Genomic DNA, 22,435 nt, shown 5'->3' with positions numbered 1-22,435 from the left:
GGGAAGACAGGTTCCATTCTACCCATGGAATACTTGCCCTCCCGCCCGGGCGGTACCATCTGGCTATGAGCCACTCGCCTCACACCCCGGCCCCGCCTGGCAGGACCGGGAATTCAGCCCTGGGGGAAATCAACAAGAAGCATGTGCTGGCGTGGGCTTCGTGGGACTGGGGCTCGGCCGCTTTCAACGCGGTTATGACGACGTTCGTCTTTACGGTCTACCTGACCAGCGACGCGTTCGGCGGCGAGGACTATGCCTCCGGCATCCTGGGCTACGGCCTGGCCCTCTCCGGGCTGGCCATCGCGCTGCTCGCCCCGGTGACCGGCCAGCGGTCCGATGCCGGCGGCCGGCGGAAGTACTGGCTGGGCGTCAACAGCATTGCCGTGGCCGTGCTGACCGCGCTGTGCTTCTTCGTGTACCCCTCCCCCGGCTTCCTCTTCCGCGGCGTCGGCCTGATCGCGCTCGCCACGCTGTTCGCCGAGTTCGCGGGCGTCAACTACAACGCCATGCTGGGCCAGGTCTCCACGCCGGCCACGATCGGCAAGATCAGCGGCTTCGGCTGGGCCATGGGCTACGTCGGCGGGATCGTTGCCCTCGCGCTGGTGCTCGTCGGATTCGTCCTCCCGGAGAACGGGTGGTTCGGTGCCACCGCCGCGGACGGGCTGAACATCCGGCTCGTCGCCGTGTTCTCCGCGGTGTGGTTCATGGCCTTCGCGCTTCCCGTGCTCTTCATCGTCCCGGAGATTCCGCGCCAGCCCAAGGCGGCCAAACTCGGCATCGCGGCCTCCTACGGGCTGCTGTTCCGCCGGATCAAGGCCATTTACCGGACCAGTCCGCACACCATCTTCTTCCTGCTCGCGAGCGCGGTCTTCCGGGACGGACTGGCCGCCGTCTTCACCTTCGGCGGCGTCATCGCCGCCGGTACCTTCGGCTTCCCGCTGACCGGAGTCATCGTCTTCGCCATCGCCGGCAACGTCGTCGCCGCCCTCGGCGCCGTGGCCGGCGGCTACCTGGACGACCGGGCGGGGCCCAAGAAGGTCATCGTCGGCGCGCTGCTCGGGCTGCTGGCGGCGGGGACCGCGATCTTCCTGCTCGGCGCGGAAAGCCACAGCGTCCTGGGCGTTTCCTGGAGCGGCACCACGACCTTCTGGGTCTGCGGCCTCCTGCTCTGCCTGTTCGTCGGGCCCGCGCAGGCCTCCAGCCGCGCCTACCTGGCCCGGCTCGCGCCGCGCGGCCAGGAAGGCGAATACTTCGGCCTCTACGCCACCACCGGCCGGGCCGTCAGCTTCCTGGCCCCCACGCTCTTCGCCGTCTGCATCGGCATCTTCGGCGCCCAGCGCTTCGGCATCCTCGGCATCCTCATCGTCCTGCTGGCCGGGCTGCTGTTACTGCTGCCGGTCAAGGAGCCGCGCGAGGTTCCCATCGCGACGACGCCGGCCGCCTGAATAGTGGACGGCGCGGTGCACGGAGCAGCAGACGGTGCAGTGGCGGCTGCCCGCGGGACGGGCTCAGGCCGGGGTGCCGGGCGTAGGCGCGCGGCGCTCCTGGCCGCGGGGGCGGCAACGATCGTGCTCGGCCTGTCGGTCCGCGGCTTCGGCGCGCCCGCTTGGGCCGGCCCGGCGGGAGACGCGCTGTACGCCGTGATGGTCTACGTGGCGATCGCCTTCCTGCTCCCGCGGAAGCCCCGGCTGCCGATCGCACTCGCGGCGCTCATCGCCTGCACGGCCATAGAGCTCTTCCAGCTCACGGGGATCCCCGCCGCTCTGGCCTCCGCCTGGCCCCCGTTCCGGCTGGTCTTCGGAACCACGTTCGGACCCGCCGACCTGGCGGCCTACGCCGCGGGCTCCGCCGTCGGATTCGCCGCCGACGCGGGCATTTCCGCGGCGGCCGGGAAGGCGAAACGCCGGGCGGCGCAGTCTACGACGGCACAGTCCCGGACCGGGCGGAGAGCCTAGCGCTCGATCCTGGTGCGGTGGAAGTTCAGGTGGCTGCGCGACGCCGTCGGCCCCCGCTGCCCCTGGTAGCGGTTTCCGTACTGGCCGGATCCGTAGGCGTACTCGGCCGGGGAGGACAGGCGGAAGAAGCAGAGCTGGCCAATCTTGGAACCGGGCCACAGCTTGATCGGCAGGGTGGCCATGTTGGACAGCTCCAGCGTCACGTGCCCCGAGAACCCCGGATCGATGAAGCCGGCGGTGGAGTGGGTCAGCAGGCCAAGCCGGCCCAGCGAGGACTTGCCCTCGAGGCGGGCGGCGACGTCGTCCGGCAGGGTGACCGTCTCATAGGTGGAGCCGAGCACGAACTCGCCGGGATGCAGGATGAAGGGCTCGTCCGGATCCACCTCGACCAGCCGGGTCAGCTCGGGCTGTTCCAGCTGCGGATCGATGTGGGCGTATTTGTGGTTGTCGAAGAGCCGGAAGAACCGGTCGATCCGCACGTCCACGCTGGACGGCTGGACCATCTCCGGCAGGTAGGGTTCCAGGACGATGCGCCGGGCATCGATTTCTTTCCGGATATCCCGGTCTGAGATCAGCACCATCCAAAAATATCGCATCCGCCAGGCGGCCCTTGAATCCGTCCGCCGCGGCCTCGCAACACTTCAGAAAAGCTGTCCCTCCCCACCCGGCCGGTGCCAAGATGGGAACACAGCTGCGCCGCAAGGCAACCCCAGGGGGTAACACGCATGACCACCGCACCGCCGCGCCGTCTTCGGCCCATGCTGGCGGCGTTCGCCACCGCCGCCGTCCTGGTCCTCTCCCTGTTCGCCGCGGCTCCTGCCGGAGCCGCCGAACCGGTCCGGGATCCGGGAAGCAGCAGGGTCCTGGTCAACAAGGACCACCCGCTGAGCCCGGCCAAGTACACGCCGTCCCTGGTGAGCTGGAAGGGCACCGGGTACCGGATGCGCTCGGACGTGAGGTCCAAGCTCTCCGGCCTCTTCACGGGGGCGGCCAACGCCGGACACTCCATCGCCGTCGTCAGCGCTTACCGCTCCTACACGCAGCAGCGCGACCTCTACAGCTACTACGTCCAGACGTACGGCAAGGCCTACGCGGACCGGATCTCCGCGCGGCCGGGCTACAGCGAACACCAGACCGGGCTGGCCGTGGACGTCGGGCTCGCCAGCGGCTCCTGCGGCCTGGCCGCCTGCTTCGGCGACACCGCGGCCGGGAAGTGGGTGGCGGCCAATGCCTACAAGTACGGCTTCATCATCCGCTACCCCAAGGGCTACGAGGCCACCACCGGCTACACCTACGAGCCCTGGCACCTGCGCTACGTCGGCGTCTCATTGGCCACCGAGATGCGCTCCAAGAAGATCCCGACGATGGAGCACTACTACGTCCTGGGCAAGCCGAGCGTGCGCAGCTATGCCGACGTCCTCGCCGCGGACACCGCGGGCGAGCTCTGGCGCTATCCCGGCGGCGCGGGACGGCTCCACGCGCGGGTGCGGATCGACACCGCCTACGGCGGCGTCAGGACCGGCACCACGGTGGACTGGAACCGCGACGGCACCATCGACCTGCTCCTGCAGATGAAGGACGGCCGGCTGCTGGTCAACTACGGCAAGGCCGGCGGCGGCTTCCAGGCCCCGCGGCAGGTCGGCAGCGGCTTCGCCCGCTTCGACATCACCGCCGGCAACTGGGTGTCGGCGGACCGCTACCCGGGCGTGGTCGCCAAGCGCTGGTCCGACGGCTCCCTGTTCTACTACCGCAACGGCTCCGGCGCAGGACTCTCCGCCGGCAAGGCCTTCAGCCGCGGCTGGGGCGCCTACCGGCCGACCCTGCTGGACTGGAACCAGGACGGCAGGCAGGACATCGTCGCGGCGCGCCGGACCGGAGAGCTGTACGTCTATCCGGGCAACGGCACGGGCTCGGTCAGCACGTCCGCGTCGGCGCGCAGGCAGATCGGCGGCAGCGGCTGGGACAAGGTTTCCTCCTTCACCCCGCTCTACGGCTATGCCGCGTCCGGCTCGACCGGCTTCATGGCGAAGTTCAAGGACGGCACCCTGCGCTACTACCCCTACGCCGCCGGCCGCTTCGGCACCCGCAGCCAGGAGGGCTCCGGTTACAGCGGCTACAACGTCTTCCGCTGACCCGCGCCCGCCCGGGTGCCGGCAGCGTGGAGTACGACGGCGGAACCGCGCCTGGCGCGCGAAAGGTGCGCCCGCGCCGTCGTACTCGATGTCCGCTCGGGTGCCTGTCCGTTCAGGGGCGGCCGATCTCGGTGCGGACTGCGAGCAGTTCGGGGAAGAACGTCAGCTCCAGCGCCTTCTGCAGGAAGGCCGCGCCGGTGGAGCCGCCGGTGCCGGGTTTGTAGCCGATGGTGCGCTCCACCGTCTTCAGGTGCCGGAAGCGCCAGAGCTGGAAATTCTCCTCCAGGTCCACGAGTTCCTCGCACGCCTCGTAGACGTCCCAGTTGTCATGCGTGTTCTCGTAGATGTACTTGAACGCGGCCACCAGTTCCGGGCTGAACACGTGGGCCTCGCGGACGTCGCGCTCGAGCACGGCGGGAGGCACCGCGTAGCCGCGCCGGTGCAGCAGGGCCAGGAACTCGTCGTAGATGCTCGTCGCGTCGAGCAGGTCCGAGAGCAGGTCGTGGGCGGCCCGGTCCGCCGCGAAGACCTTCAGCATCGCCGGGTTCTTGTTGCCCAGCAGGAACTCCACCGCGCGGTACTGCCAGGACTGGAAACCGGAGGACGCGCCGAGGTCGCCGCGGAACTGCGCGTACTCGGAGGGGGTCAGCGTGGCCAGCACGGACCACTGCTCCGTGAGCGTGCGCTGGATGTGCTTGACCCGGGCGATGCCCTTCATCGCCTGGCGCAGGTCGTCGGCGCGCAGCTCGGCCCGTACCGCGCGCAGCTCGTGCAGGATGAGCTTGAACCAGAGCTCGGTGGCCTGATGCTGGATGATGAACAGCAGCTCGTCGTGGTGCTCGGGGCGGCTGACCGGCTGCTGGGCGGCCAGCAGGAGGTCCAGTTTCAGGTAGGAACCGTAGCTCATCTTGTCCGAAAAATCGGTCTCGATCCCCTGCTCGAAGCTGCGGGTGTTCTTCTCCACGGACATGGCGCTCCATTGTCGGTCCGGCGTGGCTGCCTGGCGGTTTGGTTCCAGCGTACGCGCCGCTGCCGCGGGTGCCCCGGTGCCGTCTAAAGTGGTGCCATGGACGTGGAAGAGACTCCCCTGCCGGGCATCGGGGTCAGACGTGAACTGGTGCTCGACTCCGGCCGCCGAGTGGGGATTGTCATCCACCGCGACGGGGAGACCGAGCTGATTGTCTCCAAGCTGGACGACCCGGATGCGTGCCTGGCGTCGATCCCGCTGAGCGTGCAGGAGGCGGCCACCTTGGGCAGCCTCCTGGGCGGTCCCCAACTGGTGGCCCAGCTCAGCGAAGAGCACCGCGAACTGCCGGGCATCAGGACCATACAGGTGCCGCTGACCCGGAATTCGCCGTTCGCCGGGCGGTCCCTGGGCGACGCGCACATCCGCAGCAGCACCGGTGCCTCGATCGTCGCCATCGCCCGGGCGGGCGAGATCCTGCCTTCTCCGGCGCCGTCGGAGGAGCTGCGGGCCGAGGACGTCCTGGTCATCGTCGGGACCGACGAAGGCCTGGCCGCCGCCGCGGCCATTCTGAACGGAAGCTGAGCCGCCATGGGCGGCACGACGGTTGCGCTGCTCGAACTCGGGATCATCTTCCTGGGCCTCGGCCTGCTGGGCCGCATTGCCGCACGGATGGGCATGTCGCCTGTTCCGCTCTACCTGCTCGGCGGGCTGGCCTTCGGCCACGGCGGACTCATCGAGTTCGGCGGCATCGCCGAATTCGGCCACATCGCCAGCGAGATCGGCGTGGTCCTGCTGCTGCTCATGCTCGGCCTGGAATATACGGCCAAGGAGCTGGTCACCGGCCTCGGCCAGGCGTGGCAGGCCGGGCTGGCGGACCTGGTCCTCAACTTCACCCCCGGCGCCGCCGTGGCGCTGATGTTCGGCTGGGGCGGGGTCGGCGCCATGGTGCTCGGTGGGGTGACCTACATTTCCTCCTCCGGCATCGCCGCCAAGGTGCTGACCGACCTGGGCAGGCTGGGCAACCGCGAGACGCCGACGGTCCTCTCCATCCTGGTGCTGGAAGACCTGACCATGGCCGTCTACCTGCCGATCCTGACGGCCGTGCTCGCCGGGGCCAGCTTCCTCGGCGGCCTGCAGGCCGTGGGGATCTCGCTGCTGGTCGTCTCTGCGGTCCTGCTGCTGGCGCTGCGGCACGGGCACCGCATTTCCTCCTGGATCCACAGCCCGGACCAGGAGACCTTCCTCCTCCGGCTCATCGGCGCCGCGCTCCTTGTGGCCGGGATCGCCTCGACCCTGCAGGTCTCGGCCGCCGTGGGCTCCTTCCTGCTGGGCATCGCGATTTCGGGGTCGACGGCGGAGAACGCCGTGCGGGTGCTGGAGCCGCTGCGGGACGTCTTCGCCGCCATGTTCTTCGTGGTCTTCGGCCTCAACACCGATCCGGCCACTATTCCGCCGGTGCTGGGCTGGGCCGTGCTGCTGGCCGTGGCGACGGCAGCAACGAAGATGGCCACCGGAACCTGGGCGGCGCGGCGCAGCGGCATCGGCCGCTGGGGCCAGCTGCGCGCCGGCACCACCCTGATTGCCCGCGGCGAATTCTCCATCGTCATCGCCGGGCTGGCCGTGGCGTCGGGTGCCATCGACGGACAGCTGGCCGCGCTGGTCACGGCCTACGTCATGCTGACCGCCGTGGCGGGTCCGGTGGTCGCACGCTTCGCCGAACCGCTCGTCCGCCGGCTGGCCCGCGAGCCGGAAATCGCGCGCTGACTTTCGCCACTGCGCATCTTTTCGGTTGCGGATTGGGCCTGTGACTAGCCGAAATTCCGTTTCCGGGCATAAGGTCTGATTGGCAAGGCTACTTAGGAGTGACCGGGCGCACAGCCGCCCCGACGTCCTACAACGAGGTGGAGGCGCGATATTTATGCCGCGAGCGGAGAGGCCACAATCCACGGGCCGAAATAGACCCCGCGCCCTGGCCGGCGTGACGCTGGCTTTGGGCGCGATGCTGTTAACCGGGTGCGCGCCAGAAGAAGGCCCGCCCACGTTGACCTGGTACATCAACCCCGACGACGGGGGCCAGGAAGCCATTGCGCAAAAGTGCACCGAGGCATCCAACGGTGCCTACCGGATCGAAACGTCGCTGCTGCCCAACGAGGCGGCCTCCCAGCGCGAGCAGCTGGCCCGGCGCCTGGCCGCCGGCGATTCCTCGCTGGACATCATGAGCCTGGACCCGCCGTTCATCCCCGAACTCGCCGAGCCGGGCTTCCTCGCGCCGGTCCCGGAGGACGTCGCGCAGCGGACCACCGCGAACGTGGTCGACGGCGCCCTCGCCGGAGCCCGCTGGAAGGACAAGCTGGTCACCGTCCCGTTCTGGGCCAACACCCAGCTGCTCTGGTACCGCAAGTCGGTGGCGGAGGCCGCCGGGCTGGACATGAGCAAACCGGTCACGTGGGACCAGCTCATCAAGGCCGCCGAAAGCCAGGACAAGTACCTTGGCGTCCAGGGGCAGCGCGGCGAATCGATGACGGTCTGGATCAACGCGCTGGTCGAGTCCGGAGGCGGACAGATCATCGAGAACCCCGAGGCTCCCGGCGACGAGATCCGGCTCGGCCTGACCTCGGATGCCGGCATCAAGGCGGCCGAGATCATCTCCACCATCGGCAAGGACGGGCTGGGCAGCCCCGGCCTTCCCACCCAGGACGAGAACAACTCGATGATCCTGTTCCAGGGCGACAAGGGCTCCTTCATGGTGAACTGGCCCTTCGTCTGGCCCGCCACCAACGCCGCCGTCGAATCCGGATCGTTGGACAAGTCCCTGATCGACGACATCGGCTGGACCCTCTACCCCGAGGTGAACGCCGGCGAGGAAGCACGGCCCCCGCTCGGCGGCATCAACCTCGGCGTCGGCGCGGACAGCGAGCACCCGGACCTGGCGTACCAGGCCATCGAATGCATCGTGTCTCCGGAAAACCAGGCGGAATACTTCGTGACCAACGGCAATCCGCCGTCGAACACGGAGGCCTACAAGGACCCGGCCATCAAGGAGAAGTTCCCGATGGCGGACACCATCCGCGAATCCCTGGAGCAGTCCGCCCCGCGGCCGCAGACGCCCTACTACAACGAAGTCACCACGAGCCTGCAGCAGCGCTGGACGCCGCCGTCCGCCGTGGACCCGCAAACCACGCCCGGGACCACCGCAGACTTCATCACATCAGTGCTCAGAGGGGAGAACCTGCTGTGAGTACCTCCGTGAAACCCGCCCGCCCGCAGACCGTGCAGAAGCCGCCGCCGCAGTTCAGCGACCGGGCCAAGGCGGAGCGCCGGCTCGGCTGGCTGCTGGCCGGCCCGGCCTTCGTGGTCATGCTGGCCGTCACCGCCTACCCGATCCTGCAGGCGGTCTTCGACTCGCTCTTCAACTACCGCCTCACGGCGCCGGACGAGCGCGAGTTCATCGGCCTCGGCAACTATGCCACGATCCTCACCGACCAGGTCTGGTGGCGCGACCTCGGCGTGACGCTGCTCATCACGGTGATCACCGTCGTCGTCGAACTCATCCTCGGCTTCGCCCTCGCGCTGGTGATGCACAAGGCGCTGAAGTCGGTGCGCGGCCTGCTCCGCACCGCGATCCTGGTGCCCTACGGCATCATCACCGTGGTCTCGGCCTTCGCCTGGTTCTACGCCTTCGACATCAACTCCGGCTTCATCAACAACTGGTTCGACTGGGTCCCCGGCATCGATCCGGACCTGAACTGGTTCGCCCAGGGCGGCACCTCCCTGTTCGTCATCATGGCCTCGGAAATCTGGAAGACCACGCCGTTCATCTCGCTGCTGCTGCTGGCCGGACTGGCCCAGGTGCCGGACGAGCTGACAGAGGCCGCGGAGGTGGACGGCGCCACCTGGTGGGAGCGGATGAGCCGGGTGATCCTGCCGAACATGAAGGCGGCCATCATGGTGGCCGTGCTGTTCCGGGCCCTCGACGCCTTCAGGATCTTCGACAACGTCTTCATCATGACCAACGGCGCGTTCGGCACGGAGGTGCTCTCGCTGCTGGCCTACCGCACCTCCATCAGCCGCCTCGAAATCGGACTGGGCTCAGCGGTATCGGTGCTGCTGTTCATCTGCGTGCTGCTGATCTGCTTCATCGCGATCAAGCTCTTCAAAGTCGACCTCGCCGGCGCCCGAGGGGGTAAATAATGAAAAGCAGGACCAAGGAACGGCTGGTCTGGACCGTCATCTCGATCCTCGTGCTGCTGTACGCGCTCTTCCCGGTGGCCTCCATCCTGGCGACCTCGTTCAAGGAGCCCAGCGACCTGACCTCCGGCAAGTTCCTGCCCACGAACTGGAGCAGCGTGAACTACCAGGAGATCCTGGTCGGCGACGCGCAGGAACTGTTCCTCAGCTCGCTCTGGAACTCGATCGGCATCGCCCTCATCGCCACCTTCATCGCCGTCGTGCTGGCCACGCTCTGCGCCTACGCCATCGCGCGGCTGGACTTCCCGGGGAAGAAGCTCATCCTGACCACGGCACTGGCGGTGTCCATCTTCCCGGTCATCTCGATCGTCACGCCGCTGTTCAACCTCTGGCGCAACATCGGCCTCTACGACACCTGGCCCGGCCTGATCATCCCCTACCTGTCGCTGACCCTGCCGATCTCCATCTGGACCCTGGCGGCGTTCTTCCGCCAGATCCCGTGGGAACTGGAGCAGGCGGCGCAGGTCGATGGCGCCACCACCTGGCAGGCGTTCCGCAAGGCCATCGTGCCGCTGGCCGCGCCGGGGGTATTTACGACGGCGATCATCGCCTTCTTCATCGCGTGGAACGACTTCGTGTACGGCATCTCGCTCACCTCAACGGAGGCCGCCCGGCCGGTACCCGCGGCGCTGGCCTTCTTCACCGGCGCCTCCCAGTTCGAGGCCCCGGTCGGCGCGATCTCCGCCGCCGCCATCATCGTCACCATCCCCATCGTCCTGCTGGTGCTGCTGTTCCAGCGCCAGATCGTCTCAGGCCTGACCCAGGGCGCCGTCAAGGGCTGACCCGCGCCACAGAAAGGTAGCCGAAGCCATGGCATCGATCACCCTCAACCATCTCGTCAAGCAGTACGGGGACGGGTTCCCCGCGGTCAACGATGTCAGCATCGACATCGCCGACGGCGAGTTCATCATCCTCGTGGGCCCTTCCGGCTGCGGCAAGTCGACGCTGCTGCGCATGATCGTGGGCCTGGAGGACATCACCTCCGGGGACCTGCTGATCGACGGCCAGCGGGTCAACGAGAAGGCCCCGCGGGACCGCAACCTGGCCATGGTGTTCCAGAACTACGCCCTCTATCCGCACCTGACGGTCTTCGAGAACATCGCCTTCCCGCTCCGGCTCGGAAAGGGCAAGCACAGCGAGGATGACATCCGCCGGCTCGTCACGGACGCCGCCAAGACCCTCGAGCTGACGGACCATCTCGAGCGCAAGCCGGGCAACCTCTCCGGCGGCCAGCGCCAGCGCGTCGCCATGGGCCGGGCCATCGTTCGGCAGGCCGACGCCTTCCTCTTCGACGAGCCGCTCTCCAACCTCGACGCCAAGCTGCGCGGTCAGATGCGTTCGGAAATCTCGCAGATGCAGCGCCGCCTGGGCGTCACATCCGTTTACGTCACGCACGACCAGACGGAAGCCATGACCCTCGGCGACCGGGTCGCGGTCCTGAAGAAGGGGGTGCTGCAGCAGATCGCCTCGCCGCGGGAGCTGTACGAGCAGCCGGTCAACCTGTTCGTGGCCGGCTTCATCGGCTCGCCCTCCATGAACTTCGTTCCGGCCACGGTCTCCGGCAACGTCCTGAAGACCGCCATCGGGGACATCGAGGTCGACTCCCGCAAGGCCGCCGCGATCGACGGCAAACGCCTTGTCCTGGTCGGCGTCCGCCCGGAATTCTTCGAGGACGCCTCTCTGGTGGACGAGGCCAAACTCCCCCACGGCTCCACCTTCACCGCCGAGCTGACGCACACCGAGTGGCTCGGCAACGAACAGTACGGCTACATCAACTTCGATCCCGACCCGGAGGTGCGGTCCCTGCTCGACGGACTGGCCCGCGACATGGACGCAGACGAGCTGCGCCCGCAGATCGTGGTCACCCTGGACGCGGCCAGCCGGATCCGCGGCGGCCGGCCCGCCGAGCTCTGGCTGGACACCCGGAAGCTGCATCTGTTCGATCCCGAGACCGGCGAGAACCTCACCCGCGACGCGGCCGCCGGGGCCGCCCTGACCGAGGAAGCCAACGCCGCCCGGGCCGAGGAAATCGCCGACGCACGAGGGAGGGACCGGGCCAACGTCTGATGCCGACCCGCAGCCCTCCTCGTCGGGGCCTGGACCGTACCGGCATGTCACGGTTCAGGCCCGCCGCCGTGGTGTTGTAAGCTGGACCTCGTTGTTCGGGCCGGAATTCCTGTCACGGATAACGCAGGCGGGCGTAGCTCAATGGTAGAGCGCTAGCTTCCCAAGCTTGATACGCGGGTTCGATTCCCGTCGCCCGCTCCACAGAACGTTGAAAGGCCCTGCCGGCGGCAGGGCCTTTCAACGTTGGGGGAACTGATTTTCCCTAGAACTCTTCGTGGGTCTCGAACCCGGCACGGTCCACCTTGCGGTGGAATCGCATTCCGGCGAGGCCGCCGAGCAGCGCGCCGGCCAGCGTGACCAGCAGTACCACGCCGAGGGTGATCAGGCCCGGAACAGACAAGTCCTGCACCATGGAAGTCAGGGCAGCGCTGCCGGTGACGGTGTTGACCAGGTCCATGCCGCCCGTGGCCAGCCCGATCACCGTGGCGATCACGGCCATCACGAGCGCCCACACCCACACGGCCAGGCCCTGCCGCAGTCCGTCGAAGCGCGCCATCCGGCCCGCCACGTAGCCCCCGCCGAAGTAGGCGATAAACAACAGCACCAACGCGACAACAATGGCCGTGATGCCCAGCGCACTGTTGGTGTCGGACGCCAGGGACCGCGGATCCTGCGGCAGCGCGCCGCTGTTGTAGCCGACGGCCGCGACGACGCCGGCGGCGATCGAAAAGAGCAGCACCGTCAGGGCGGCGGCGCTGAGCCAGCCGAAGAAGGCGGAGCCGACCTTGACGCCGCCGTAGGCCTGGCGCTGGTTGACGTACATCGTGTCCCGGTCCAGCGGCGTGACGGGCCGGTACGCGCTGGTGTCCGAGTAGGAGCGCTCATCGTCCAGCTGCCGCTCGGCGCTCAGGCGCTGCCGCCGCGCGCCCGAGCCCGCAGCACCCGCAGCGCCCGCCCCTGCCGCCGACGTCCCCAGCACAGTGGTGTCGTTGGAAGTCCCCGCAGCACCTGCGCCCGTCCCCGTCCGGCCCGCAGTGCCGAGCACCGTGGTGTCATTGGAGCCCGCGGCCGTCCCGCCGCCCGCCCGGCCCGGAGTATCCAGCACCGTCGTTTCATCTCTCCCGGCGCCGGTTGCGGCGCCGGTTGGCCCGGAGCCTCCCTGTGTCCCCAGCACCGTGGTCTGCGGCGCGGTCTCGGGCTCGGTCATCCGGCCGGATGCCGCCGCCCGCTCGCCGGGCCGGACTTCGCCGCCCGCATCGCCGGTCGAATTTCCGTCACTGCGGCGCGTACCGCCGTCGTTCTTGTCCTGCGCATTCGTGCTCATCAGGGCCTCCCGCTCCGGTCGGTTCGTTGGCCGTTGCGCCTGCCGCAGCAGGCCGGCCGCCTCAGCCTCCAGCGTAAACCCGGGCCTGGGGCCAGGCCAGCAGGGCCGCGCGGTTCACCTAGGCGGACATGCTGTGCGCGCGGTCATAGTTGCCGCGGCGGACACGGACTAGACTGTGGACCGATGAACCGGAAGATGTTTAAGTCGAAGATCCACCGCGCCACCGTCTCGCATGCCGACCTGCATTACGTGGGCTCCGTAACGGTGGATCTTGACCTGCTCGACGCCGCGGACATCCTGCCCGGCGAGCTGGTGTCCATCGTGGACGTGACGAACGGCGCCCGGCTGGAAACGTACACGATCGCGGGCGAACGCGGTTCCGGCGTCATGGGCATCAACGGCCCGGCAGCCCACCTGGTGCACCAGGGCGACATGGTCATCCTGATCACCTACGCGGACATGACCACGGACGAGGCGAAGGCCTACGTGCCGAAGGTGGTGCATGTGGACGCCGCGAACAAGATCGTCGAGCTCGGGGCGGATCCGGCCGAGGCCATCACGGAAGGGCTTCTGCGCCCGCCGTTCGCCGTCAAGTAGCGGCTGCGAACGCCGCGCCGTGCTGGGGGTCATCGCCGGGTTCTCCGTTGTCTGGACCATCATCCTCGTCGGCTTTGCCGTCGGCCGGGGCAATCTGCTCGGACCGGGCGGCAGCCTGGCGCTGAGCCGGCTCGCCTTCTTCGTGGCCAGTCCGTGCCTGCTGCTGGAGACGCTGAGCGAATCCGATCTCGAGGTCATTTTCTCCAGCACGCTCATCGTGGCTGCCGCCAGCGCCGTGGTGGTGGCCCTGGTCTACCTCGCGGTGGTCCGGCTCTGGTTCAAACGCGGCATCTCCGAGGGGCTCATCGGTGCAATGTCGGCGTCGCTGGTGAACTCCGCGAACCTGGGCATCCCGGTCGCGGCCTACGTGCTGGGCGACGCAACGCTCGTCGCACCCGTGCTGATCTTCCAGCTGGCGTTCTTCTCGCCGCTGTTCCTGATGGCGCTGGATTCCACCACCAGCCGGCACCGCACCACGGTTTTCAGCTTCCTGGTGCAGATCGTGCGGAATCCGATCCTGATCGGCACGGCGATCGGCCTGGTCCTGGCCGCCACCGGCTGGCAGTTGCCCGAGGTGGTGATGGAACCGATCCGGCTGATCGGCGGCGCCGCGGTCCCCGCGATGCTGATGGCCTTCGGTATTTCCCTCAACGGGTCCAAGCCGCTGCAGGCCAACGGCGGCCGCCGCAAGGATGTGCTGCTGGGCTCTGCGCTGAAGCTGCTCCTGCAGCCGGCCGTCGCCTACGTCGTCGCGCGGTACGCGCTGGGGATGGAGGGGCACCTGCTGTTCTCCGCCGTCGTCCTCGCGGCCTTGCCCAGCGCGCAGAACGTCTTTGTCACCGCGCAGCGCTACGAAAGCGGTGTGGTGATAGCCAAGGACACGGTGCTGCTGACCACGATTGCCGCGGTGCCGGCGATGATGGTGCTGGCCGGGTTGCTCGCCTGAACCAACCCGGTGTCCTTCCGGACGATGCTGTGTAGTCTGCACTCATGGCGAAACTCGAGGCTGCCGACCACGTGGAAAAAATCCGACAGGGCTACCGGTTCGAGGGGCCGGCAGTGCACCTTGGCGCGGCGATGGTGGGCGACACCACCTACGCGGATGCTCCCGTCCGGCTGCCGCTGGCGATGATGAACCGGCACGGGCTGGTGGCCGGGGCCACCGGCACCGGCAAGACCGTCACGCTGCAGGTCATCGCCGAGCAGCTTAGCGCCCAGGGCGTGGCCGTGTTCCTCGCAGATATCAAGGGCGACCTGACCGGGCTCTCCACACCCGCGGCAGGCAGCGCCAAGCTCACCACGCGGACGCAGAGCATCGGGCAGAACTGGACCTCGAGCGCGTTCCCGGTGGAATACTTCAGCCTTGGCGGCGACGGCAAAGGCGTACCGGTGCGTGCCCGCGTCTCAGATTTCGGCCCGCTGCTGCTGGCCCGCGTGATGGACCTGAATGAGACCCAGGAGTCCAGCCTTCAGCTCGTGTTCCACTACGCGGACAAGAACGACTTGGAGCTCTACAACCTTGCGGACCTACGTGCGGTCATCCAGTTCCTGGTGTCCGACGACGGCAAGGAGCAGCTCGAGTCGCTGGGCGGGCTCTCCAAATCCACCGCCGGGGTCATCCTCCGCGAACTCGTCTCCCTCGAGGCCCAGGGCATGGACAAATTCTTCGGCGAGACCGAGTTCGAAACGGGCGAACTCCTGCGCACGGCCGAGGACGGCCGCGGCATCATTTCCTGCCTGGAACTGCCGACGCTGCAAGGCAAGCCGGCCCTCTTCTCGACGTTCCTGATGTGGCTGCTGGCCGATCTGTTCGCGGAGCTTCCCGAGGTGGGCGACTTGGACAAGCCCAAGCTGGTCTTCTTCCTCGACGAGGCACACCTGTTGTTCCGCGGCGCCTCCAAGGCCTTCCTGGAATCCGTTACGACCACGGTCCGGCTGATCCGGTCCAAGGGTGTCGGCATCTTCTTCGTGACCCAGACGCCCAAGGACGTGCCCTCCGAAGTGCTCGGGCAACTCGCCAACCGCATCCAACACGCGCTGCGCGCCTTCACTCCGGACGACGCCAAGGCACTCAAGGCCACCGTCTCGACCTTTCCCATGAGCGACTACGACTTGGAGGAAGTGCTCACCAGCGCCGGCATCGGCGAAGCCGTCGTGACCGTCATGAACGAGCGGGGCGCGCCGACGCCGGTGGCCCTGACCCGTATGTGCGCACCGCAATCGACCATCGGCCCCTCGCCCGCGGAGAGCGTCGACAGCCTCGTCCGGAATTCGCCGCTGCTGGCGGTCTACGGTCCGGCCGTGGACAGCCGCTCCGCGTACGAAAAACTGAGCGGAATACCGGCCTCCGCCGCCGTCACGGGAAGTACGACGACGGCGGAGCCGGCTCCGGCCGACGCCTCCCAAACCGGCGCTGCCGGTTCCGGCCCGGCAGGTTCCGGCCCGGCAGGTTCCGGCCCTGCCGGTCCCGCGGGCGCCCGCCAGCCCACGCCGGCCGAGATCGATGCCGAGGCCCGCAGGATCGAAGAAGACATCCTCGGCCGGCCCTCAAGCCGCCCGGCGCCATACCCGCAGTCCGCCCCGCCGGCCCCGCTCCCCCAGCCCGCTCCCCCCGGCCCGACGGCCGGTCCCGCCGAGTCCGCTCGAGGTTCGCGAGGCCGCTCCGGTTCGCCGCGGCAGGCAGAGCCTCGCCAGGCACCGGAGAAAGAAGAGACGGCCGACATGATCAAGGACGTCGCCATGCAGGCCGCAACCGTACTCGGCCGTGAACTCATGCGCGGCCTCTTCGGCACCCGCCGGCGCCGCCGCTGACGGTGCCGGTCCGCCCAGAGCCCGCAACCGCCGTCGCACCCGGTTCCGTGGCGGAATTCCCGCCGCACCGCCGACCCCGCCACCGCTGTCACGCCCGTGCCCCGGCGGAATTCCCGCCGCACCGCCGACCCCGCCACCGCTGTCACGCCCGTTCCCCGGCGGAACTCCTGCCGCACCGCCGACCCCGCCACCGCTGTCACGCCCGTTCCCCGGCGGAACTCCTGCCGCACCGCCGACCCCGCCACCGCTGTCACGCCCGTTCCCCGGCGGGACATCCAGCGCACCGCCGCCCCCGCCACCGCCGTCGTAATGTACCTCACACGCGCCAAGGCTTCCTTCAGCCCAACAGGTAACGTAAGAGGGTGGGAAATTCGACGGTCCTCCGGACGGCAGCTGCTTGGCTGCTCTGCCTCATGCTCGCTGTAGCCGCCGCCGTCGTGACGATTGTCATTGTGAATGCCAAGGTTTACAGCCCGCAGCACCAGGTCCACGCGTACTTCGACGCGCTCAAGGACGGTGACGGCGCCAAGGCGCTCGGGCTGCTCCGCGCCAAGGTTCCGGACGCGAATGCCGCGCTGCTCGACGGCGCGCCACTGAAGCAGTCCGTCGCGGATATCAGCGACCTCGAAGTCGGCGACCCCGTGCACATGGACGGCGACCGCGTCGAGGTGCCGGCGAGCTACACGATTGAGGGGACGCCCCACACCACGTCGTTCGAACTGGAGAAGTCCGGCACGAGCTGGCTGTTCTTCGACCGATGGCGGTTCGTTCCGACGGAGCTGCCCACGGTCGAGGTCGGCGTGGTCAACGAAAACGAGGCATCGCTGAACGGCACGCGCGTTTCCCTGCCCGAGGGCAAGAACAAGTTCGCCGTCTTCTACCCCGGCTCGTTCGAGGCGCACTTCACGAGCGAGTTCTTTGCTGCGCCCGCGGAGGAGTCGGTGCTGACGGATCCCGAGCAGGAGGGCGAGGCCCGGCTGTCGCTGGAGACCAAGGCGACCAAGAAGCTGGTCGACGAGGTGGACAAGCAGGTTCGCGGGTTCCTGGACGGATGCGCAGAGCAGGCCGTGCTGCAGCCGGCAGGCTGCCCCTTCAGCGCGTCGATGGACCGGGTCCAGGATGACAGCATCGACTGGGAGGTCACCAAGTATCCCAAGGTGGCTATCAATCCCAGCAACGGCACATGGGTCATGGAGCCCCTGACCGGTACGGCCGAGCTCGACGTTGTTGAGATCGATCTGTTTACGGGAGCCGCGGAGCCGCAGAAGCTGGAGGAAGAGTTCAACTTCACGGGCAGCCTCTCCGTCAATGACGGCAACGTGACTCTGACACCCGTCGTCGAATACTGAGACGCAGCCGTCCGGACACCTTTGCGTCCAGCCATTCGGCAGGGTGAGGAATCAGCGCTGTGACCACGAAGGTCGTTCCATGGGCAAATATTCAAGCGGGCTGCAATAACGTACCTGCGATAGCGTGCCGAAGTGCCTCAGCTATCGAAGTGCCTCGGCAACTAGGGGGGGCAGCTTATCTGGGCACCTCCACCGCCTCAGGACCGCCAGGCGGAAACGGTACCTCGATCTGCAGGGGGGCGTCTTTGCCGAACGCACCTCGGCCGGGACCTCGCCTGAGCGGGGACCTCACCTGTGTGGGGACCGGCACTGAGAAGTTCAACGGCGGTGCCTCAGGCCGGGCTCAGCTGCGGCTCGGGAACCCTCCAAGTCCTTGACGCCGTCACACACCTCCCGCGCGCTTAGAAGGGTGGTGGTGTGGTGTCGTTGAAGGGGTCTGGTGGCGGGGGCGGGGGTGGTGTGATGCCGTGGCTGATCCAGGAGCCGTCGTGGTAGCTGGTGTAGGTTTGCCCGGTTCTGGTTTGGTGGCGGATGATGCCGTGGGGCTGTTGGGTGGTGTGCCAGCCGTCGTTGTGTTTGGCCAGGTGGTCGGGTTTGCAGCGCAGGACGAGGTTATCGAGCTCGGTTTTGCCGCCGTGTTCCCACGCCTGGGTGTGGTCGAGTTCGCAGTGCTTCCAGTGCGTGCGGCAGCCGAGCCCGCGGCAGGTTTCATCGCGTAGCCGGACTTCGCGTTTGAGCCATTCGGGCGGGTGGCGCATTTCGCGGGCCACGATGACCGCCTGGTCGTGTTCGTCGGTGATGACGGGCAGCCAGGATTTCGCCAGGCCGGCCAGCCGGCGGGCCATGCCGGGCGGGATCGGCCCGTACCCGGCCAGCTCGCCCGCCTCGTCCCCGCCGGCCGCGGTGGCCAGCGGAATCGTCACCGCCACGAACGCCTTCACGTTCCCGCCACCCCACATCTCACCGACACTGCGTTCCACCGCCGCTGCGGCGGCCCCGTCGGCCGTGCCGGCGGTACCGCTGGTGGCGGACCCGGTCCCGGCGGCCGCCGGACCGTAGAGCCCGCCCTGCCCGGCCGCGGCAGCACCGGCCGACGCCGGCCCGAAAGCCTGGCTCCCGCCATTGACGGCAGAGCCGGCCGCCGGCCCGAAAGCCGTACCGGCGGCTTGGGCAGCAGCTTCAGCAGGGGCTCCGGGGCTGCCTTCACCGTGGCTGCTGTCACCGGTACGCGCGGTTGCGGCGGTGGCCGGGGGTTGGAGGCAGAGGTCGGTGAAGACGTCGGCGCGCAGCTGGGCCAGGGTGCGGGTTTCGCCGTCGAGGGTTTTGAGGTGTTTCGCGTGCTCCTGCACCAGGCTATAGACACTCATCGCGGTATCCGCGCCGGTCTGCACGCTCAGTTCGGCCATCCCGTCCTCCTGCGGCCGGAACCACAGACCGCGGTGCTCCATCGCCCGGGCATGCCGCTCCTGAAGGGTCTGCGGGTGCAGCCGGTGCCGGGCCGCCCGGGCCCGGTCCTGCACGGTCTCGCGGACGACGTTCTCCGCTCCGGGCAGCACCTGCGCTTCGTAGGCGCCCAATACCGCGGCGGGCAGGTCGCGGGAGCCGCGCACGATCACGGTCGCCCGGCCCAGATCCACCCGCCCCTCACCCAACGCCGCCACCGTACCCGGGAAGTGCGCGCAGAGCTGGACCGCGTCGGCCAGTTCCGTGTGGAGGGTTTTCTGGGATTGGTGCAGGTGCGCGGCCAGTTCCCGCACCGTGCCCCGGTCATGGCCCTCCGGCCCCATCAGCGGGGACCCGGGTTCGGTGCGGCGGGAAGCGAACTCACCCAGCCCCCTGATGCGCAGCCCCTGCCAGGACGCTGTCACCTTCTCCACCGCGGCCAGGTACTCCAGCAGCACCCCGTCCGCCAGCCCCGCCGGGTCCTGCCGGGCCAGCACCACGGCCAGGTCCGCCGGCGCGGTGTCCCGCCAGGCCTGGAACCACTCCACCGGCCCGTGCTCCACCAGCGCCGGCGGCTTCGGCTTCGCCGCTTCCCTCGCCTGCTCCCGCTTCAACCGCTGCGCCGGAGACAACGCCCAATCCGGTACCCCATCCCCGCCCCCATCCGCCGGCGGCCCGAAGACAGTCTCGGGATCAGCGGAAACCGGCTCCACCGGACAGGAACCGCCCGGCGCAGGAGCTGGCCCTGCTACGACCCCGGCTTCACCTGACTCGGCAGGCCGGACATCACAGGCCGCGGCGGAATCCGCCGCCGCACCATCCTGTGCATCGGCAGCAGCGGGCCCAGCCGGCGCATCCTCCGGCGCTGGAACAACAGCCATCTCCGGATCCGCGGGAGTCGGAGTGGGGGTGGAGGCAGAGGCGGCCTCCTCGGCAGCGGCCGGTCCGGAATACAGGAGCTCGGGAGCCACGACAACAGGGTCCGCGGGAGGCGCGGAGAAGTGCATGACGCCCAGTCCCCTGCGCGCACGCGGACCGCGAAGACCCGCAGCCGGACCGGGCTGCGCGCACTCCCGCATCAGCCGGCCGCACTCCTCAACAAGCACCCGATAGAGCCGATACTCAAGCAGGGTTAGTCCACCGCCGGGCAGGAACGAAACGTCCTGCCACGCCGCAGCGCCTTCCTCCTTGAACTCCATGACCCCACGCTACAAGCCGCCACTGACACTATTCGAAGCACCATTATCCGAAGCCCATTCGGGATGTGGGCAACCCCGCCAACGCGCACAAAACCGCCCCTCCACAGCCGCGTGACAGCGAGGAGGACGAAGCAAAGGGATGCGGAGACAGCGACCAACGGAATGGCTGCGGCCCAACGACGGGCGGCCCGTCCGGAGTTGAACTGCTCCCCAGAAGTTGGACTGAACAATTCAGTTCCGACTACTGGGGAGCAGTTTTATGTATGCAAGCAGTTCGGCGGGCCGCCCTGTGCAGTTTTTACGTTGGGTCTAGTCGAGGCCGCGGAGGTCCAGGGTCAGCTCGCCGGAGCCGCTGCCGAGGACGACGGGGATGCCCCAGTCCTGCTGGTACAGGTGGCAGGCGGCGTGGTCCGGGATCTCGCCGCCGGGCTCGCCGTCGCAGGCGGCGGCGCGGGCGGTGATGTGCAGGACGCCTTCGGGGACGTCGGGCGAGAGCACCAGTTCGCGCACCAAACCAACGGAGGTGCCGCCGCCTGAGACCAGCAGGTTCTCCGGCGAGGCGGAGATTTTCAGCTGGGTGGGATCGCCCCACCGGTCATCGAGCTTCTGTCCCTTGGGCGCCGCGAACCGGACGGTGAGGGCCAGCGGGCCCGCTGAGACCTCGGTTTTGGGCCGCTGCGTCTGGGAGGCGCCTTCGTCGACTGTCAGGGCGTCCTTGGGGATCGGAATGCGGACGAGCTGATGCTTGTTCGCCTCGACCACGATCAACAGCGGTTCGCCGCCGCCGGCCACGCCGGAGGCGTCGACCAGGACGTCGGAGGGTTCGGACAGGCCGCGGGTCAGGGTGGAGACGGTGCGGGTGGCCGGGTCGTAGCGGCGGACGGCTCCGTTGTAGGTGTCGGCCACGGCCACCGAGCCGTCGGGCAGTACGGTCACGCCGAGCGGGTGCTGGAGGCGTGCCTGCGCGGCGTCTCCGTCGCGGAAGCCGAAGTCGAACAGTCCGGCGCCGATCGCCGTCGTCACCTGGACGTGCCCCGCCTCGGGGAAGGACAGCACGCGCAGCGCCGACGTTTCCGAATCCGCGATCCAGATGCTGCCGTTCGCGTCCTCGGCCAGGCCGGACGACTGCGCAAACCAGGAGGCGTTGGCCTCGCCGTCCTGCAGTCCTTCGAGGCCGGTTCCGGCCAGCACGGCCAGTTCGCCGCTGACGGGGTCGAAGGAGAAGATCTGGTGCACGCCGGCCATCGCCACTACGACCTTGCCCAGCGCCGAGGACCACAGCACGTCCCAGGGCGAGCTGAGCGAGACCTTCAGCGGCTCGTTGCCCAGGTGGGATGCCGTCGCCAGCGCTTCGGCCAGCTCCTCGCCCAGGTCTTCGCCCGCACCGGCTTCATCCGCCACGGAGCCCGGACCGGCTTCCGCCAGAGCCGCCGCTGCACGCTGGTTTTCCGCGTCGAGCAGCCGCTGCACGCCGTTGCCGGCCACCGTCACCACGGCGCCGGTCGCCAGGGTGAGTCCCCGCAACCGGTGGTTCACGGAGTCGGCGATAACGACGTCGTACCCCGCCTTGGCGCGGACGTCTTCCGGCAGCAGGGCCAGTCCCTGGGGCTCGTTGAAGCCGGACTCGTCCGCCGCGCCGTCCTGCCAGCCCTTCCGGCCGGAGCCGAAGGTGTTGAGGACGGTGGCCAGGTCCGGTGCCAGCTCCACGATGCGGTGATGGCCGGTGTCGGCGACGAGGAAGGTTTCCCCGGCGCTGCCCACGCCGTCGGGCAGGGTGATGACCTTGCCCGGGAAGCGCAGGTCCCCCGCCGTGGACTCGGCCGGCACGTAGGGGCCGTCGCCGCGGTGCAGCGTGCCCTTGGCTTCGTGCTCAGCGATCAGCTCCTCGACCAGGGATCCGATGCCGCCGGCATGGCCCTCGCCGGACAGGTGCGCCACGATGTAGCCCTCGGGATCGATGACCACCAGCGTCGGCCAGGCCCGCGCGGTGTAGGCCTGCCAGGTGTCCAGCTCCGGATCGTCCAGCACGGGGTGGTGGATCTCGTAGCGCTCCACGGCGGCGGCCAGCGCCACCGGATCCGCCTCGTGCTCGAACTTCGGCGAGTGGACGCCGACGGTGACCAGGACGTCCTTGTACTTCTCCTCCAGCGGACGCAGCTCGTCCAGCACGTGGAGGCAGTTGATGCAGCAGAAGGTCCAGAAGTCGAGCAGCACGATCTTGCCGCGCAGGTCCTCGAGGCCGAGCTGCTTGCCTCCGGTGTTAAGCCAGTTGCGGCCGATCAGTTCGGAAGCCCGCACCCGGTAGTTGCTGCGGATGGCGGCCTCGGCTGCCTCGGTCATGGG

Annotated in this window: 18 protein-coding genes and 1 tRNA gene; 14 read left to right on the top strand and 5 right to left on the bottom strand. The window is 68.6% G+C overall.

All coding sequences use genetic code 11. From position 1 onward, the window contains the following. The first annotated feature begins 65 nt into the window (after positions 1–65). Both WFH44_RS12990 and WFH44_RS12985 read left to right on the top strand, forming a co-directional pair. Positions 66–1,445: an MFS transporter gene (locus WFH44_RS12990; protein ID WP_336714300.1), complete on the top strand. Its 1,380-nt coding sequence runs from the start codon at positions 66–68 to the stop codon at positions 1,443–1,445. Positions 1,446–1,460: 15 nt separating this feature from the next. Beyond that, entirely contained in the window at positions 1,461–1,955 is a 495-nt protein-coding gene (locus WFH44_RS12985; protein WP_336714298.1) for a ribosomal maturation YjgA family protein, read from the top strand. On the opposite strand, the gene dcd is transcribed toward WFH44_RS12985, so the two are convergent. Continuing rightward, positions 1,952–2,533: a dCTP deaminase gene (gene dcd, locus WFH44_RS12980; protein ID WP_262104028.1), complete on the bottom strand. Its 582-nt coding sequence runs from the start codon at positions 2,531–2,533 to the stop codon at positions 1,952–1,954. The genes WFH44_RS12985 and dcd overlap by 4 nt on opposite strands. Positions 2,534–2,680: 147 nt before the next feature. On the opposite strand from dcd, the gene WFH44_RS12975 reads away from it, so the two are divergent. After that, entirely contained in the window at positions 2,681–4,087 is a 1,407-nt protein-coding gene (locus WFH44_RS12975; RefSeq protein ID WP_336714297.1) for a M15 family metallopeptidase, read from the top strand. 112 nt (positions 4,088–4,199) lie between these two features. On the opposite strand, the gene WFH44_RS12970 is transcribed toward WFH44_RS12975, so the two are convergent. Continuing rightward, complete coding sequence (locus tag WFH44_RS12970) at positions 4,200–5,057, bottom strand: tryptophan 2,3-dioxygenase (protein ID WP_336714295.1); 858 nt, start codon at positions 5,055–5,057, stop codon at positions 4,200–4,202. Between the two features lie 96 nt (positions 5,058–5,153). On the opposite strand from WFH44_RS12970, the gene WFH44_RS12965 reads away from it, so the two are divergent. The 7 genes from WFH44_RS12965 (at position 5,154) to WFH44_RS12935 (ending at position 11,570) form a co-directional block, all read left to right on the top strand. After that, positions 5,154–5,636: a cation:proton antiporter regulatory subunit gene (locus WFH44_RS12965; protein ID WP_336714294.1), complete on the top strand. Its 483-nt coding sequence runs from the start codon at positions 5,154–5,156 to the stop codon at positions 5,634–5,636. Between the two features lie 6 nt (positions 5,637–5,642). Further along, entirely contained in the window at positions 5,643–6,818 is a 1,176-nt protein-coding gene (locus WFH44_RS12960; RefSeq protein ID WP_336714292.1) for a cation:proton antiporter, read from the top strand. A 154-nt stretch (positions 6,819–6,972) separates the two neighbouring features. Next, positions 6,973–8,292: a sugar ABC transporter substrate-binding protein gene (locus tag WFH44_RS12955; protein ID WP_442892907.1), complete on the top strand. Its 1,320-nt coding sequence runs from the start codon at positions 6,973–6,975 to the stop codon at positions 8,290–8,292. Continuing rightward, positions 8,289–9,245 (top strand): carbohydrate ABC transporter permease, encoded by a 957-nt coding sequence (locus WFH44_RS12950; RefSeq protein WP_336714289.1) that lies wholly within the window; start codon positions 8,289–8,291, stop codon positions 9,243–9,245. The genes WFH44_RS12955 and WFH44_RS12950 overlap by 4 nt, the downstream gene beginning before the upstream one ends. Then, on the top strand, positions 9,245–10,084 hold the full coding sequence (locus WFH44_RS12945; protein ID WP_336714288.1) for a carbohydrate ABC transporter permease: 840 nt from the start codon (positions 9,245–9,247) through the stop codon (positions 10,082–10,084). The genes WFH44_RS12950 and WFH44_RS12945 overlap by 1 nt, the downstream gene beginning before the upstream one ends. 28 nt (positions 10,085–10,112) lie before the next feature. After that, a complete protein-coding gene (locus WFH44_RS12940) occupies positions 10,113–11,369 on the top strand; it encodes an ABC transporter ATP-binding protein (RefSeq protein WP_336714286.1) in 1,257 nt (418 codons plus the stop codon). A gap of 127 nt (positions 11,370–11,496) precedes the next feature. After that, positions 11,497–11,570, top strand: a tRNA-Gly gene (locus WFH44_RS12935). Between the two features lie 61 nt (positions 11,571–11,631). Here WFH44_RS12935 and WFH44_RS12930 read toward each other — a convergent pair. Continuing rightward, positions 11,632–12,693 carry a hypothetical protein gene (locus WFH44_RS12930; RefSeq protein ID WP_336714285.1) on the bottom strand — a complete coding sequence of 354 codons (1,062 nt, stop codon included), beginning with the start codon at positions 12,691–12,693 and terminating at the stop codon, positions 11,632–11,634. A 183-nt stretch (positions 12,694–12,876) separates the two neighbouring features. On the opposite strand from WFH44_RS12930, the gene panD reads away from it, so the two are divergent. The 4 genes from panD (at position 12,877) to WFH44_RS12910 (ending at position 17,450) form a co-directional block, all read left to right on the top strand. Continuing rightward, the gene (gene panD, locus WFH44_RS12925; RefSeq protein ID WP_336714284.1) at positions 12,877–13,290 is read left to right on the top strand and encodes an aspartate 1-decarboxylase; all 414 of its coding nucleotides are present in this window, start codon (positions 12,877–12,879) and stop codon (positions 13,288–13,290) included. Positions 13,291–13,309: 19 nt separating this feature from the next. Continuing rightward, the gene (locus tag WFH44_RS12920; RefSeq protein ID WP_336714283.1) at positions 13,310–14,236 is read left to right on the top strand and encodes an AEC family transporter; all 927 of its coding nucleotides are present in this window, start codon (positions 13,310–13,312) and stop codon (positions 14,234–14,236) included. 44 nt (positions 14,237–14,280) lie between these two features. Beyond that, positions 14,281–16,101 (top strand): helicase HerA-like domain-containing protein, encoded by a 1,821-nt coding sequence (locus WFH44_RS12915; RefSeq protein ID WP_336714281.1) that lies wholly within the window; start codon positions 14,281–14,283, stop codon positions 16,099–16,101. A gap of 362 nt (positions 16,102–16,463) precedes the next feature. Then, positions 16,464–17,450 carry a hypothetical protein gene (locus WFH44_RS12910; RefSeq protein ID WP_336714280.1) on the top strand — a complete coding sequence of 329 codons (987 nt, stop codon included), beginning with the start codon at positions 16,464–16,466 and terminating at the stop codon, positions 17,448–17,450. Between the two features lie 401 nt (positions 17,451–17,851). Here the strand turns inward: WFH44_RS12910 and WFH44_RS12905 are convergent, their stop codons facing one another. Next, positions 17,852–19,525 carry an HNH endonuclease signature motif containing protein gene (locus WFH44_RS12905; protein ID WP_336714279.1) on the bottom strand — a complete coding sequence of 558 codons (1,674 nt, stop codon included), beginning with the start codon at positions 19,523–19,525 and terminating at the stop codon, positions 17,852–17,854. A gap of 876 nt (positions 19,526–20,401) precedes the next feature. Further along, positions 20,402–22,432 carry an NHL domain-containing thioredoxin family protein gene (locus tag WFH44_RS12900; protein WP_336714278.1) on the bottom strand — a complete coding sequence of 677 codons (2,031 nt, stop codon included), beginning with the start codon at positions 22,430–22,432 and terminating at the stop codon, positions 20,402–20,404. Positions 22,433–22,435: the final 3 nt, after the last annotated feature.

This window comes from Arthrobacter sp. USHLN218, assembly GCF_037144715.1.
Lineage (GTDB): Bacteria > Actinomycetota > Actinomycetes > Actinomycetales > Micrococcaceae > Crystallibacter.
The sequence above is the reverse complement of the archived record's forward strand: the minus strand, read 5'-3'. Positions and strand labels throughout refer to the sequence as shown.

Excerpts from the sequence above, each read along its gene's own strand:
- WFH44_RS12990 (WP_336714300.1), top strand. The coding sequence starts at position 66 with ATGAGCCACTCGCCTCACACCCCGGCCCCGCCTGGCAGGACCGGGAAT.
- WFH44_RS12975 (WP_336714297.1), top strand. The coding sequence starts at position 2,681 with ATGACCACCGCACCGCCGCGCCGTCTTCGGCCCATGCTGGCGGCGTTC.
- WFH44_RS12970 (WP_336714295.1), bottom strand. The coding sequence starts at position 5,057 with ATGTCCGTGGAGAAGAACACCCGCAGCTTCGAGCAGGGGATCGAGACC.
- WFH44_RS12965 (WP_336714294.1), top strand. The coding sequence starts at position 5,154 with ATGGACGTGGAAGAGACTCCCCTGCCGGGCATCGGGGTCAGACGTGAA.
- WFH44_RS12960 (WP_336714292.1), top strand. The coding sequence starts at position 5,643 with ATGGGCGGCACGACGGTTGCGCTGCTCGAACTCGGGATCATCTTCCTG.
- WFH44_RS12955 (WP_442892907.1), top strand. The coding sequence starts at position 6,973 with ATGCCGCGAGCGGAGAGGCCACAATCCACGGGCCGAAATAGACCCCGC.
- WFH44_RS12945 (WP_336714288.1), top strand. The coding sequence starts at position 9,245 with ATGAAAAGCAGGACCAAGGAACGGCTGGTCTGGACCGTCATCTCGATC.
- WFH44_RS12940 (WP_336714286.1), top strand. The coding sequence starts at position 10,113 with ATGGCATCGATCACCCTCAACCATCTCGTCAAGCAGTACGGGGACGGG.
- WFH44_RS12930 (WP_336714285.1), bottom strand. The coding sequence starts at position 12,693 with ATGAGCACGAATGCGCAGGACAAGAACGACGGCGGTACGCGCCGCAGT.
- panD (WP_336714284.1), top strand. The coding sequence starts at position 12,877 with ATGAACCGGAAGATGTTTAAGTCGAAGATCCACCGCGCCACCGTCTCG.
- WFH44_RS12915 (WP_336714281.1), top strand. The coding sequence starts at position 14,281 with ATGGCGAAACTCGAGGCTGCCGACCACGTGGAAAAAATCCGACAGGGC.
- WFH44_RS12900 (WP_336714278.1), bottom strand. The coding sequence starts at position 22,432 with ATGACCGAGGCAGCCGAGGCCGCCATCCGCAGCAACTACCGGGTGCGG.